Here is a 13,695-nt window from a genome sequence, read left to right as displayed (position 1 = left end):
GCCGCCACCCCAGGAAAGTGTTCTGATCCGGAGCGAGCACAGCGTGATCGTCGTCACCGCCGGCCATATCGACCACGGCAAGACGGCTCTGGTGAAGGCGCTCACCGGGATCGACGCCGACCGTCTGCCGGAGGAGAAGGCCCGCGGCATAACCGTCGATCTGGGCTTCGCCTACACGCGTCTTGGGACCCGAACCGTCGGCTTCGTGGACGTGCCTGGTCACGAGCGGCTGGTGCGTACGATGGTGGCCGGCGCCACGGGCGTCGACTTCGCGCTGATCGTCGTCGCAGCCGACGACGGCGTGATGCCTCAGACCCGCGAGCACATCGCGATCCTCGACTTGCTCGGCCTGCGCCGGGCGGTCGTCGCCATCACCAAGAGCGATCGGGTCGACGACCGTCGCCTGTCCGAAGTCGAGGCGCAGGTCCGCGTCGCGCTCTCCGGCACCGGCCTCGCGCACGCACCCGGCAACGCGCCGCTCCAAGCGCCCGTCAAAGCGCCCATGATCGCCTGCTCGGCGCTGCGCGGGACCGGCATCGCCGACCTTGCCCGGTACCTGGAAGAGGCTGCAGCCAGCCCGTCCCCTGGGGCCGCCGGGACAGAGTTCCGGCTCGCGGTCGACCGCTGTTTCACCGTCGTCGGCGCCGGCCTCGTCGTCACGGGGGCGATCCATGCCGGCGCCGTCCGGGTCGGCGATCATCTCGTCGTATCCCCCAGCGGGTTCGAGGCGCGGGTGCGGGGCCTGCGCGCCGGCAACGAACCGTGTGATGTCGCGGAGGCCGGTCAGCGCTGCGCCCTCAACCTGTCCGGTCCCCGCCTGTCCCGCGCGGGTATCCACCGGGGTGACTGGATCCTGGCGCCGCAGCTTCACGGCCCCGCCAGCCATCTCGACGTAGCGCTCCGCGTCTTGCCGGGCGAGGCGCGTCCGCTGCGTCACCGCACGCCCGTCCACATTCATCATGGGGCTGCGTCCGTGACCGGACGGGTGCTCCTGTCACCCGGAATCGCGGTCGAGCCCGGCGCGGCGGCGCACGCACGGATCGCCCTCGACGGCAGCCTCGGCGCGCTGCACGGGGACCGCTTTGTGCTACGCGACGCGTCCGCCGCCCGCACGCTCGGCGGCGGCCGGGTCATCGACATCGAGGGAGCCCGCCGGGGAGCCTGGGCGCCGGGGCGACGCGCGGTGGTCGCGGCGCTGGACACGCCGGATCATGCTGCGGCGCTCACCAGCCTCCTCGACGTGAGCGAGGCAGGAGTCGACCTCGACCATTTCGCCCGCGTGCGGAATATCCCGAGGCCCGCCCTGGAAGCCTTGACGCGCGCGCACGGCGTCGTCGCGATAGCGGGGCCGGCCGGATTACGGGGATACGCCGGCGCGCGGATCGCAGCACTCGGCGAAACCGTGGTCGCTCGTCTCGACGCCGCACACCGGTCGGAGCCGGACAATCCCGGCCTGTCGGCCGAGGAGATCGGCGCGCATGTGGCGCTGCCGGAGCGTCCCGCTCTGCGGGTTGCCCTCGATCGGCTGCTCATGGACGCCCGTATTCTTCGGCGGGAGCATCTCTACCACCTGCCCGGCCACGAAGTCCGCCTAGCCCCGCCGGAGGCCGCCCTCTACGAGGCGGTCAGGATCCGCCTGGAGGCGGCTGGTCTCGATCAACCGCGCCTCGCGGACCTCGCGGAACAGGTGGGTCGGGAGCCGGAAACCCTGCGGCCGCATCTCGACAGGTTCGGCCGGCTCGGATGGCTGCGGCGCATATCCGGGCATTACTACGTGCTGCCGGGCGTCCTTGCCGAGTTGACGGCGCGAGCATGCGCGGTGGCGGCGGACCATCCGCAGGCGCTCCTGACGGTCGGCCGCTTCCGCGAGGCGACGGGGATCAGTCGGAACATGACCATGCCGGTGCTGGCTTATTTCGACGCCCGTGGTTTCACGACGCGTGTCGCGGACGGACGGCTGGTGGATCCCAGGAAGGGCGACCTGTGACTCCGGTTCGACGGGCGTGATCGGGTCCGGAGCAAAGGCCGCGGGGCAGCGTTTCGTACCGTCACGGTAACGATGCGCCTGCCAAGAACTTCAGGTGCGGTTTGGGAAGCAGCATGGTCGAGGGCACGGATCTGACTGGCGACGAATGGACGCTCGCCAGCTTCACCGCGGCCATCCACCGGGGCGGCGTCGGGATGTGGGCTTGGGCCCCGGAGGCGCGCCTCGCCCGGCTCGACGGACTCTGCATGGCCTTCTGGGGCACCACGGAGCCGGTGGTGAGCATCGACGCGTTGTTCGCCAAGGTGAATGCCGAGGACAGACCCAAGATGATGCTCGACTGGTTCGCGAGCGCGACCAGCCCGAAGGCCTACAGTTTCGACTTCCGCATCGGGGAAGACCCGGACGTCCGCTGGATCTCTGCCCGCGGCATCGGCGGGGACGAGGGCCGGGTCGGCGCGTGGATCCAGGCCATCTTCCTCGACATCACCGACCGCAAGCGTGCCGAGGACGCCGAGCGGCTGATGACCCTGGAACTGGCGCACCGGGTATCGAACATGTTCACCGTCGCCCGCGCGCTGACCAACATCGTAGCCCGGGAGGCCGAGTCCACCGCCAGCTTCGCCGAGGATTTGTCGCGGCGGTTCCACGTCCTACACGAGGCGACCACCCTGGCGACGCGGTCGCACGGGCTCGAGCAGGGCGACGTGCGGCTGCGTGACCTCGCCGCGCGTATCCTGTCGCCGTACCTGCAGGGCGCCAACATCGCGGTCGATATCGAGGACGCCGCCGTGGCGGCCCCCGACAGGGTCGACGACTACGCGATGATCTTCCACGAACTCGCCACCAATTCGGCCAAGTATGGCGCGCTCGCCAACGGAGGCACCCTGAACCTGGTCGGACGTGTCGTCGATCACGCCCTGACCCTCGACTGGACCGAAGGCGCGGCTCCGTCAGGAACCGCCAAGGCCGACGGCACCGGCTTTGGATCGCGGCTCCTCACGCAGACCATCGAACGCAGCTTGGCCGGTCAGTTCCAGCGGACCATCGACGATGCCGGTCTCCATTTCCGCATGATCGTGCCGATCCGGTGACCGACACGGCCCGGCGCTCCGGCCGTGCAACAGCAAGCCTCGGATCACAGGATGCAAGGAGCTCGCCTGCTGTTGCCGGTCCGGAACCGCGTCGGCGCGTCTGCGTGCCCTGATCGAATGCCGGGTGTGGGCGAAGAGCTGCCGCGTTGGATTCGCGGCCCCTCGGCGCTTTAGCCGACGGGCCAAACGCTCAAAGCTCCGTTCCTTCTGAGCCACGCCGTGTTTCCCGGAGGTCGACCAGTTCGAGCCGCCGCCGGTGGTAGAACCGATCGACCCGTTCGAGAGTGGCGAAACTGATAGCGTCCAAGGATCGCTGCGACCCGCGGGCGGAGAAGCAGACGAGGCCCCGCCGGATCGGGACCGGTGGTGCGGATCCTGCGCCGTCGGACGACGCCGGTCAGGCCCCTCCCCCGCATCGGCCGGGCCATCGTGCCGCGCGCCACAGCGCGTCCCGCTTGGTCCGGGCCGGCAGTTGCTCCGGATCGGCCGACCGCGCCGCATGGGCGTGGGCCGTCGATGCGTCGACCGACCGGATGCAGCCCATTGCGAGCCGTGCTCGCCCTCATGCTCCCGGACCGGCCGGACCGCCCGCTCGCGAACCTCGGCGAACGGGCGTAATATTCGGCGTCCTGGCTCCAATCTCCCGGGCGTTGGAGCCTCCGGAAAACCCGGCGCGGTTCATGACTGGAGGGCTCGGGAAACGGTTTGGTTCCGAGGCCGCTTCAGGGTGGGGGTGCCGTGAACACCAAGCCGAGCTGTGAGCTCTCCGTCCCCCGTCCCATCCTTCGGTCTACCAAACGCAGCGTCGGCGTGACGGTGACGCCATGCATCAGGATCGAGATCAGAACCGTCAGGCCGGCTGTGGCCCAGAGAAGGTCCGCGCGCTCGAACGTGGCCTGTCCGCAGGCAAAGGCGAGATAGTAGACGGTCCCGAGCCCCCGGATGCCGAAGAAGCTCACGACTGCGCGCTCCTCAAGGGCTCGGTCGCTGCCCAGCATGCCGATCCATCCGCTCAGAGGACGGACGACCAGAAGGGCGATCAGGGCAAACAGAGCGGCTTGCCAGGTGAGAGCCTTGAGTAAGCCGCCGCCGACGAGCACGGCGCCGAAGCCGACGAGGAGCACCATCATCAGGAGGCGTTCGAGTTCCTCGGCGTAGTCGTGCATCTTGCGATGATAACCATGGCCCCGGCTCGATGAGCGAAGGGCCAGGGCCGCGGCGAACACGCCGATGAAGCCGTAGCCGTCTGCGGCTTCGACGATGCCGTAGGCGAGGCAGGTCACACCCAGGGCCACGAAGCCGTCTCCAGTTCGGGACAGCTTCGACAGGTTCGGGAGGTGAAAGGTCAGCCAGCCGAGGGCCCGGCCGATGATCGCGCCCAGCACGGCACCCACGGCGATCTTCCACAAGACGTCCACCGCGAACCAGTGCGACCAGGACAGGCCGGCCAAGCCGCCGCCTGCGGCGAGCGCGATGGCGAGGTTCACGAAGGGGAAGGCGAGGCCGTCGTTGAGCCCGGCCTCGGAAGTCAGGGCGAACCGCGGCTCGTCCTCGTGATCCTCGGCCGGGTGACCGACCTGAACGTCGGACGCGAGGACCGGATCGGTGGGTGCCAGGGATGAACCCAGCAGAAGCGCGGCGGCAAGACCGAGTCCCAGCAGGGTCGATGCCAAAGCCGTCAGGGCGAGGATGGTCAGCGGCATGGCGATGCCGAGCAGGCGCCACGTCACAGCCCAGCGCTTCCAGCCGATGAGCCGGTCGATCTTGAGGCCCGCGCCCATCAACGAGATGACGACGACCGCCTCGGTCGCATGCTCGATGAGCTTCAGATGCAGGCTCGGATGGGGTGTGATGGCGGCTACAGCCGGGATGGCGGACAGTGCGGCCCCGATCCCGACGCAGCAGATGGGCAGGGACAGAGGAAGGGCCCGGAGCACCATCGGCAGCCATGCCGTCAGAAGCACCAGGACACCGAACCCGGCGACGACGAGGACATAGGTTTCCATTCAACGATGAACCGCATTGGGGCCCGGCTCGTTCCTCATCCCGCACCGTCTGCAACGGTCGGTCCGCCGGGGCTCCTCCGCATAAAGCGACGGTTCGTGCCAGACCGCCCGAAGCCGCACCTTGGTCCGCCCTCGCCTCCGGCCCGAGCCGGCCCATCAGTCGAAAACTTGGACAGGAAGGTCGCCTGAGGCGCGCTCCTCAAGAACCCGCCGGGTCTGGCACATCCGCCAAGAACGTCAGTGGCGGTGCGCTCGACGGTTCTTCGCGTGCGACAGGAAGAAGCGCAGCATCTCGCCACTGGCATCCGGACCGGTCGGATCGGTGTGCGAGCCGGCCGGGTGGCCGCCGGCCCAGGCATGGCCGGCGCCGTGCAGGACCCAGTGCTCCGAAGACCACTGGCTGTCCGGTTCGGTCAGGACCCTCCGCGTATATGCCATCCCGCCCTTCGAGCGTCCCGCGACGGTGGTAACGGTCAGTCGTCCCTCGGGCTGCGCCTGGGCGAGCGCCTGATCGCCGTTGACCGGCGAGACGGTCGTGTCCCTGTCTCCGTGGAAAACGATGGTCGGCACGGGATGCGCGGCCTGTACCGGCCGGAGCAAGGCACCCCGCCGCATCGTGGCGATGGCGGCCGACATCGAGCCGGCCGAACCGCACGCCAATCCAGAATGGATGCCGACCGCCGCGTAGAGGTCCGGGTACATCATCGCCATCACCGCGGCGGCCGCACCGCCCGAGGACAGGCCGGCGACATAGACCCGCGACGGATCGACGGAGAACTCGGCCATGGTCGCGCGCGTCAGACCGGCGATGATTGACGGCTCGCCCCGGCCGCGTCGCTGGTCCTCATCCCTGAACCAGTTCCAGCTCTTGGCGAAGTTGGCCGACCGCGGCTGGTCGGGATAGGCGACGAGGAAGCCCTGCGCCTCCGCCAAAGCGTCCATTCCCGTACCGATGGCGAAGTCGCGCGACGTCTGCGAACAACCGTGCAGCATCACCACCAGCGGAAGCGGTGTCCCTGCATATCCGGACGGAACGAACAGGTCGTAGGCCCGGCTTCCGGCGGCGTTGCCGAACCGGCGCGCCAGCGCGCGCGGCCGGTCGATGGCCAGCCCCGACGGGCGTGTCAGGGCTGTCCCAAGGGACTGACTCATTGGGGTGCTCTCGTGGGTGGCTGAACCTGCGGCAATCGGGTCGGACTACGACAACGTACCGATCATGCCCTTCACGGCGCGCCTGGGGTTCTCGCAGGCCCCCCTGTCGCCGCGCCGATCTGCGTCGGCGTCGTGGACGAGGAGGCTGCTGGCGTGCCCGACGCCCTCGGCCGTCGAGACCCGGGCGGGATCGTTCGGGGCATCGCGGGTAGCCTGCATGCCCCCGGCTGATCGGGTCCGAAGGGTGAGTCCTGCTTGCAGGCCGATCGCCTGGACGGCACCGGCGCGATCGAGACGCTGTTCGATGGTACCGATTCGCTCGGCGCCGCACGATGCCAGCGCCGGCAAAGGCGCGAAGGCGGCGGTCAGGATGGTGAGGGTGGCCAGGACGAGGCGCATCGGCGAACGGACTTTCCAAGGGTCGGCAGCATCCGGGATCAGGCCGGTGAGCGCATAATCCGATGCCGTCCCTCACCGATCGATGCGAGGGTAGCATCGAGACAATCCTCGCCGCGTCGTCTTGTTGCCGTGCGGCACGAAACGCGGGACAGGCCTGCGTCTGAGGGTGTAAGCAGCCAAAAATTTAGCCTTTGGATCACGTTATTATCGGCAGTTCTGAGGAACAGATCGAAGATTGTCCAGATCATGGTCGAGTGCGCGTTCGATGAGCTTTTTTCTGCGCCGTATGACGGATTTGAATTATCGTAGTTCCATCATTTGATGGTAAGTTATGTCGATAGCAGCATCGTAATTCAGTGGTTGCTTCTGCGATCGGCCGGTTCAGGGTCGGCTTCGCCCCGGGGGCATAGCCATCACCCGCGTCCCGGCCTCGGCTCGCAAGCCTCGACACATGGAACGTCCTCTGTTGCGCGCGTTGGACGAGGTCGCGGAGACAGGGCGGGCGACCTGAGGCATTCGGACGACGCGCCCGTCACATGACATTCGCTGCAGACGGATCCGCCGTGCGGCGAGAGCCCGGCGCCGTGCCGAAAGATGGTTTCGGCTTGCCGTATTAATATTTCTCATCTGAATATGGACATAATGTAGCATGACCTATTTGCCCGACGGCGCGTTGTCGGATCGGAAGAAATATTTATCTTCGATTGGCAGGGCACGATGAAACAGACAATCCTGACGGCCGCCGTCGTCCTCGGGACGCTGGTGATACTTCCGGCGAGCGCCGATGCGCGCGGCGGCTTCGGTGGGGGCGGGTTCCACGGCGGCGGCTTCGGAGGCGGTGGGTTCCACGGGGGCGGGTTCGGCGGTGGCGGCTTCCGGGGTGGCGTAGCAGGTCGCGGCTTCGGAGGCGGGCTCGGCGGCAATCGCTTCGGTGGCGGCGCTCTCGCGGGTGGCGGCTTCGGTGGACGCGGGGGCCTCGGGGGCGGCGGGATCCGCGGAACAGGCTTCGCTGGCAACAGAGGGTTCGGCGGGCGGGGCTACGGCCGACGCGGCTATGGCGTTGGCTATGGCGGCCTGGGGCTGGGCGTCGGTCTCGGCCTCGCTGGCGCTGGATTGGGCTATGGTTACGGCGGATTCGACGACGGATATTATGGCGGGGACTACGCGCCTGCCGGTTACGGCGGTTACGGGGGTGGCTATGCCCCAGCCGGATACGGGCAGGGTTACGGTGCCGTCGAGATGGAGGTGGCACCTGCCGGCGACTCAGTCAGCTACTGCGTTCAGCGTTTCCGGTCGTACGACCGTCGGAGCGGCACGTATCTGGGCAACGATGGTCAGCGCCATTCCTGCCCGTAACGATCTGCGCGGCCTCTGACGGGACCGCGGCACGACAGGCCCCCAGCCGCACGGCTGCGGGGCCATCTGCCCCACCGGGTTCCCGCTGCGGTCAGGTGAGAGAGCGGGTCACGCGCCCTTCGTGACGAAGGTCTTGCCGACCAGCCGGACGTGTCGCCCGACTCTGCCTCTGCAAGGAACGGGCAGCGTTCACGCTCACTGTCGCAGTCCGCTGCCGATCTCCCGTTGCGGCGTCTGAACGCCCCCGCCCGAGCTCCCGCCTTCGGGCGGCGCCGATCGTATGGCGAAGCGCGGACAGGCAATGCTCAATACTGCGGGCTTCCGACCGCTGGCCAGGGCCGTCCGCGGAAGCCATCCGTGTCCCGCCGCCATCAGGGCGGCTGCTCACCCGTCGCGGTATCCCAGACGGTTCAGGCGTGCCGGAGAGCGTATGAACGATCTGCCGGGCGCTTCCGCACCGGTCGACGCTTCAGCGCATCCGGCGTGAGGTCGCTCGCGTCTCCGAGCAGTCGTCGGCCGGAGGTGATCTCCTGGAGGGTCTGGCGATCGGCGCCCGTTGTCCACGCGGCCTGTTCCAGGTGCTGCAACCGAGCGATCATATCCACATGGCCTGCGGTCGCGTGATCGAGTTGTTTTGTCACCAAGTCTGTCACCAGGCGCTGTAGGATGCTCAATTCGTTCTGATCAAGCTGAGGAATGGTGTTCACGTCGCGGCTCCTTGGGGTTCGGCGATGCAACATGGCTCACGGCCCCAGGTCGATGCTTCAACATAAATTGGATTGGATCGTCTTTTTGATCTGTCTTTTGATAGAAATCAGCAATACAGAGCCGAAATTTACCGAAAAACGAAAGCCTCCGCGGTGCGGAACCTCGCGGCATGGGAGAGCTTCATCAAGGGCGGGAAGTCGCACGGTCGGCCCGCTGCAGTCCCCGGCAAAAGAGTCCGCGGACTCGTCAACCCTGCCGCCTCTACCGGATCTGTCCGCCCGCCGTTCGGATGGGGCGGCCGCTGCCGGTGCTTCCTGAATCGATAGGATCTCCCATGAAGCGACTGCTCCTCGCGATCGCGGCCATGACCGCGGCAGGACCGGCTTTGGCGCAAGACTCGTCTTATCGCGATCCTGGGGCGACGGGATCCATCATCTCGAATCAGCCCAACAATACGGGTGGCGGGGACGATTTCACGGAATCTCCAGGTGGGACCGGCGTAGACGCGTTCAGCAGCAGTTCGGCCGCGGGCGGCAACGCCAGCCGACCCGAGGTTGGTGCGCCCAACAGCAGCGGCGGCTCCAGCGGCAGCGGCGGCTAGACGGTTCGCTGCCGAAGAGGGCCGCTGATCCAGCGCCAGTGAGCACGTCAGATCAAGACCTGGGGCTGTTCCTGCAAGCAACGCGACTAGGAGCAGCCCTGGCCTGCCGCGGTCAAAGCCTCAGTTCCGTGCACCAACATACGGTGAAGTCATCGGAACTCACGCATGGGCGTGGCCCATGAAGCAAACAGAGCTTTTCCCGAGAGGCGAGTGTCATGCTGTTTCGATCCGAGACCCCGCCGCCGCCCGGCAACCTGCGCGTGTCGGAGCCGGGCGCCTCCGACCAGCCGACCACGGCGATGCTGAAAGCCGATATCGACAGCGGCGCCACGGGGGACAAGATCGCCGTCTACGACCCGGGCCTGTCGTCGCTCGGGACCGATGACGAGGCGGCCGGCTCCGCACCGTCGCATCAGCGTATCGCGCTGGCGCGCGAGACCGAGGCGGCGTCCGCGAAGGTCAGGCGCGCCGCACGGTCGCCCAGCCTGGACGCCTGGATCGTGCTGGGGTTCAGCGGGTTCATCGGTGCGATCGGGATCGTGCTGAGTGCCGCCATCTGGCTGGGACACTGAGTCCGCGGGCGCGATCCATCGGACCAACGCGGCACGACCATCCTGAACCAGACCTTGTATGTCTTGCGCCGGCGGTGCGGAATGGCTCCCCTGAAGGATCCGGGCTTGGTCGCGCCAGGCCACGCGCGCCGACGGCTGCGCGATCCGAGATGCGGTGCCACCACGGTCGGCGAATTCAGGCCGGGCGGACCTATCCACCGGTCTCGGAGTCGCCGTCCGAAGTTCCGGCGCGGTCCGCGCGGTCTCTTGAACTGCGTGCGGGACCATGCGAGCGAAAACCGTCAGCGACGGGGTGCCGGCCTCGAGATCGTGGCTCCTCGCGGCGGCCCGCACCGGCGCGGACGGGGCCTCATCCGACCGCCCGATTCTCAAGCTGCAGGTATGTAGAGTCGAACTCGGAGACCCGCAGAAGCTCGTCCCATGCCTCGATCACCAGTGCGTTGCTGCGGAGCGTGATCAGGGTCTGACCGCGCATCTCCTTCAACACACGGTTGATGTGCACGGGTGTCAGTCCGAGTGCGTCGGCGAGATCGGTCTGGGTCATCGGAAGCGGGCAGCGGAAATTGCCTGCCAGGCCCACCGCCTGCAGCTTCAGGTACAGCTCGCAGAACAGGTGCGCGACGTGCTCGAAGGCCGAGCGGCGGCCCATGCTGACGAGCCATTCGCGGAAGATGCCCGAATCGATCAGCGTGTCGCGCCAGAAGACCGCCGCGAGCCCGGGGTGGCGCGCTGTCAGTTCCCGCAGGCTCTCGTGGGGGATGAAGGCAACGAGGGCCTTGGTCAGAGTGGCGAGGCTGTGATCCATCGTGCGGACGTGCAGGCTTTGCAGATCCGGGATGTCGCCCGGAATGTGGAACGACATGATCTGCCGCTTACCCTGACGGAGGAGCTTGTACCGGCAGGCCCATCCTTCGAGGACGAGGCAGCAATGCGTGGGCTGGTCGCCATCGCGTACGATGTCTTGCCGGGCGTTGAGATGGTGGATCCGCACCGGCAGGCCCTGGATGGCCTGACGTTCGGTGTCGGAAAGGGTGGCGATGCTCTCCAGCTTGCGGATGAGCATGCCCAGGGCATGCTGGTCGGGCGCTGATCTCATATCGTTCCACCATGGCATTGCAGGCGGAAGCGCGCGGCTCTCCCAGTCACCAGAGCCTGTACCAAATCGGCTGATGATAATCGCGAGACTAAACCAATGTCAGTCTCGTGTTCTGTCATAAGACAGATTCGCGAGTTGATTGATCATCGGTACCGCGCGGTTTCTGCCGGTCGACGCGGCTGCCGCTCGGCGACGACCCACACGGCTGGCCTCTGACCGGCTGACCGAGGAGATCGGACCTGGAGGCGGGTCATGACCGGAGCCGCCGGCCTCGAGGCTTGCGCTGAAGCGGGGCTCAGACCCGGCCCGGCGTCCGTTCAGCCTTCGGCGTATTCCAGCAGGGGAGCGATCACCCGGTCGCCGTCGGACCGGATCGTGACGGGGATGCCCTTGGCGGCCGGCGTCTTGCTGCCGATGGCATAGTGCCAGATCGGCATCAGGACGTTGCATTCCGGGTAGTAGCCGCCGATGCAGCCAATCGGGATGTCGTAGGCCACCACCAGCAGGCCCGAGAGCGCCCGGTCGACGCCGTCGTCCGCCACGGTCCGCAGCGTCACCGCCTGGCCGACCTTCAGGCCCAGGCGATCGATATCCGAGCGGTTCATCAGCACCACCTTCCGGGTGTTCTTGATGCCCCGGAAGCGGTCGTCGTAGCCGTAGACCGTGGTGTTGAACTGGTCGTTGCTGCGCAAGGTCATCAGACGCAGGGAATCGTGCCCGACCTCGGGCATGTCGGCATCCTCGTCGAGGCCGGTCGGCGTGACGAAATTGGCCCGGCCCGTCTCCGTGTGCCAGTCCCGGCGCTTGGCCGGCAGGTCCCGCTGGAAGCCGCCCGGCTCCCACATGCGCCGCTCGTAGTCCCAGAAGGACTCCGGCAGCGTCTCGCCGATCTCCTTCCGGATCTCCGCGTAGTCGGTCCTGTAATCCTCCCAGCGGACCCGCGGGTTGGGCTCGAGCACCCGCTGCGCCAGTTCGCAGATCAGCCGGATCTCGCTGATCAGGTGCGGCGAGGCCGGGCGCCGCAGGCCGCGGTTGCCGTGCACGCAGGCCGAGGTGTCTTCCATGGACAGGACCTGCTGGCCCTTCGTGGTCTCGTCGATCTCCAGGCGGCCGATCACCGGCAGGATGTAGCTGACCGCGCCCGGCAGCAGGGCGCTGCGGTTGAGCTTGGTGATCACGTTGACGGTCAGCCGCAGCCGCCGCCAGGCCGGCTCCATCTGGCCGTGGTCGGGAATGGCGCGGACGAAGTTGCCGCCCAGCATGACGAAGGCCCGAACCTCGCCCCTGAGGATCGCCTCGCAGGCCTCCACGGTGTTGTAGCCGGCCTCCCGCGGCGGCTCGAAGCCGAACTGCGCGCCGAGCCGGTCCAGGGGGAACAGCTCGGGCTTCTCGGTGATGCCCACCGTGCGCTGGCCCTGCACGTTGGAATGGCCGCGCACCGGGCAGATGCCGGAGCCGCTGCGGCCGATATTGCCGCGCATCAGCAGCAGGTTGACCAGCATCTGCACGGTCTCGACTCCGGCCTGGTGCTGGGTCAGGCCCATCCCGTAGACCGCGACGGTCGCCTTCGCCGCGCCGTAAACCTTCGCGGTCGCCTCCATGTCGGCCCGGTGCAGTCCGGAGCGGCGCTCCAGCGCGTCCCAGTCCTGGCCGCGCAACCAGTCGGCGAAGGTCTCGAAGCCGTGGGTGTGCTCCCGGATGAAGGCCTCGTCGAGTATCGCCGGGCCGCCGGCCGCCAGCGAAGCGTCGTGCGCGTCCAGCACGGATTTGCAGATTCCCGCCAAAGCCGCGAGGTCGCCACCCGCCTTGACCTGATGGTACTGCGAGCTGATCAGGGTCTCCGTGCGGCTCAGCATCTCGGCGGGCGATTGCGGGTTCAGGAACCGCTCCAGCCCGCGCTCGCGCAGCGGGTTGTAGGTGATGATCGGTACGCCGCGCTGGCTGGCCTCCTGCAGCGGGTGGAGCATGCGGGGCGAGTTGCTCCCCGGGTTCTGGCCGAAGAACAGGATGCAGTCGGACTTTGCGAAGTCGTCCAGCGAGACGGTGCCGATGCCCTGGCCGATGCTGACCGGCAGCGCCACCGAGGTCGTCTCGTGGCACATGTTGGACGAGTCCGGCAGGTTGTTGTTGCCGTAGAGCCGGGCGAAGAGCTGGTAGAGGTAACTGCCCTCGTTCGAGAGGCGGCCCGAGCTGTAGAAGACGGTGCCGGTCTTCCGGTCCTCCACGGCCAGGAGTTCGCGGGCGATCTCCTCGATGGCGTGGCCCCAGGAGACCGGCACGTACCTGTCGGTCGCCGCATCGTAGCGCAGCGGATGGGTGAGGCGGCCGGTCTGCTCGAGCTCGTACTCGTCCCAGTCCAGCAGCTCGGTGACCGTGTGCTTGGCGAAGAAGTCCGGCGTGCAGCGGTGGGCGGTGAGTTCCCAGGCCATGGCTTTCACGCCGTTCTCGCAGAACTCGAACGGCAGCGGGTTCGCGGGCTTCACCCAGGCGCAGCTGTTGCACTGGTAGCCGTCGACCTTGTTGTGGCGGGTCAGCGCGATCGGCCCGCTCGCCAGCACGCCTTCCTGCCGGAGGATGTTGCCGACCGAGCGCGCCGAGCCCCATCCGCCGGAGGGAAGGCGGTAGGGCCTGAATACGGGCTTGTCCAAGGGCAGAACTCCTGGCCTGAAAAACTTTGGGAAACACCGGCGCTCGGGACGCGTTTACATTTCAACACGCCGACGTATT

General features: G+C 67.6%; 11 protein-coding genes and 1 pseudogene. 5 read left to right on the top strand and 7 right to left on the bottom strand.

The genetic code is table 11. The features are described from left to right. Window positions 1–43: 43 nt before the first annotated feature. Both selB and P9K36_RS02720 read left to right on the top strand, forming a co-directional pair. Window positions 44–1,987 (top strand): selenocysteine-specific translation elongation factor, encoded by a 1,944-nt coding sequence (selB, locus tag P9K36_RS02725; protein ID WP_043755343.1) that lies wholly within the window; start codon window positions 44–46, stop codon window positions 1,985–1,987. 113 nt (window positions 1,988–2,100) lie between these two features. Further along, window positions 2,101–3,078 carry an HWE histidine kinase domain-containing protein gene (locus P9K36_RS02720; protein WP_043755341.1) on the top strand — a complete coding sequence of 326 codons (978 nt, stop codon included), beginning with the start codon at window positions 2,101–2,103 and terminating at the stop codon, window positions 3,076–3,078. A 347-nt stretch (window positions 3,079–3,425) separates the two neighbouring features. Here P9K36_RS02720 and P9K36_RS02715 read toward each other — a convergent pair. The 4 genes and pseudogenes from P9K36_RS02715 to P9K36_RS02700 all read right to left on the bottom strand — a co-directional run. After that, window positions 3,426–3,699 (bottom strand): annotated as a pseudogene (locus P9K36_RS02715) (hypothetical protein); the annotation flags it as partial. A 101-nt stretch (window positions 3,700–3,800) separates the two neighbouring features. After that, entirely contained in the window at window positions 3,801–5,084 is a 1,284-nt protein-coding gene (locus P9K36_RS02710) for a cation:proton antiporter (protein ID WP_043755339.1), read from the bottom strand. Window positions 5,085–5,321: 237 nt separating this feature from the next. Further along, the gene (locus tag P9K36_RS02705; RefSeq protein WP_347568047.1) at window positions 5,322–6,236 is read right to left on the bottom strand and encodes a PHB depolymerase family esterase; all 915 of its coding nucleotides are present in this window, start codon (window positions 6,234–6,236) and stop codon (window positions 5,322–5,324) included. Window positions 6,237–6,281: 45 nt separating this feature from the next. After that, window positions 6,282–6,635, bottom strand: a complete 354-nt coding sequence (locus tag P9K36_RS02700) for a hypothetical protein (protein WP_278306533.1) — start codon at window positions 6,633–6,635, stop codon at window positions 6,282–6,284. Window positions 6,636–7,352: 717 nt separating this feature from the next. Between P9K36_RS02700 and P9K36_RS02695 the strand changes: the two genes are divergently transcribed. Continuing rightward, complete coding sequence (locus tag P9K36_RS02695) at window positions 7,353–7,991, top strand: BA14K family protein (protein ID WP_278306532.1); 639 nt, start codon at window positions 7,353–7,355, stop codon at window positions 7,989–7,991. A 410-nt stretch (window positions 7,992–8,401) separates the two neighbouring features. Here P9K36_RS02695 and P9K36_RS02690 read toward each other — a convergent pair whose 3' ends face one another. Next, window positions 8,402–8,698 carry a hypothetical protein gene (locus P9K36_RS02690; RefSeq protein ID WP_278306531.1) on the bottom strand — a complete coding sequence of 99 codons (297 nt, stop codon included), beginning with the start codon at window positions 8,696–8,698 and terminating at the stop codon, window positions 8,402–8,404. Window positions 8,699–9,033: 335 nt separating this feature from the next. Between P9K36_RS02690 and P9K36_RS02685 the strand changes: the two genes are divergently transcribed. Together P9K36_RS02685 and P9K36_RS02680 are read left to right on the top strand one after the other, a co-directional pair. After that, window positions 9,034–9,300 (top strand): hypothetical protein, encoded by a 267-nt coding sequence (locus P9K36_RS02685; RefSeq protein ID WP_124263045.1) that lies wholly within the window; start codon window positions 9,034–9,036, stop codon window positions 9,298–9,300. Between the two features lie 215 nt (window positions 9,301–9,515). Beyond that, window positions 9,516–9,872, top strand: coding sequence for a hypothetical protein (locus tag P9K36_RS02680; RefSeq protein WP_043755333.1), 357 nt, complete (start codon window positions 9,516–9,518; stop codon window positions 9,870–9,872). 349 nt (window positions 9,873–10,221) lie between these two features. Here the strand turns inward: P9K36_RS02680 and P9K36_RS02675 are convergent, their stop codons facing one another. Both P9K36_RS02675 and P9K36_RS02670 read right to left on the bottom strand, forming a co-directional pair. After that, window positions 10,222–10,968 (bottom strand): Crp/Fnr family transcriptional regulator, encoded by a 747-nt coding sequence (locus P9K36_RS02675; protein ID WP_043385463.1) that lies wholly within the window; start codon window positions 10,966–10,968, stop codon window positions 10,222–10,224. Window positions 10,969–11,285: 317 nt separating this feature from the next. Continuing rightward, on the bottom strand, window positions 11,286–13,616 hold the full coding sequence (locus P9K36_RS02670; protein WP_278306530.1) for an FdhF/YdeP family oxidoreductase: 2,331 nt from the start codon (window positions 13,614–13,616) through the stop codon (window positions 11,286–11,288). Between the last annotated feature and the right edge of the window lie 79 nt (window positions 13,617–13,695).

It is taken from the genome of Methylobacterium sp. 391_Methyba4, assembly GCF_029691625.1.
GTDB classification, from domain to species: domain Bacteria; phylum Pseudomonadota; class Alphaproteobacteria; order Rhizobiales; family Beijerinckiaceae; genus Methylobacterium; species Methylobacterium fujisawaense.
The sequence above is the reverse complement of the archived record's forward strand: the minus strand, read 5'-3'. Positions and strand labels throughout refer to the sequence as shown.